Annotated in this window: 1 pseudogene; it reads left to right on the plus strand. The window is 68.9% G+C overall.

Features of this window, described 5'->3' with window-relative positions:
- Positions 1-113 (plus strand): annotated as a pseudogene (locus EN824_RS36470) (LysE family translocator); the annotation flags it as partial.
- Between the last annotated feature and the right edge of the window lie 170 nt (positions 114-283).

Below are 283 nucleotides of genomic sequence, written 5' to 3' on the forward strand. Positions count from 1 at the left end.
CGGGAACGCTGCTCGCCCGCCTGCTCAAGACGGAGCGCCAGTGGCGCGCGCTGAACATAGTGCTCGGCCTGCTGCTGGCCGCCTCGATCCTGCAGATGTGGTGGCCAGCATAACGCTGGTTCCTCGCCCCACGAAGGGGGGCGAGGAACCACCGCTGTTGCTCTCAGACGGCGTAGCGCGCCGCCGGCTTGCCGGAGAACAGGCTACCGAAGAACTGGTCCCTGGCGCCGAGATAGGTCGTCAGCCCGGCCGCATCGGCAAGGCCGGGCGCGGTGACGGTTTC

This window comes from Mesorhizobium sp. M8A.F.Ca.ET.181.01.1.1 (assembly GCF_004792025.1).
Taxonomy (GTDB): Bacteria; Pseudomonadota; Alphaproteobacteria; order Rhizobiales; family Rhizobiaceae; genus Mesorhizobium.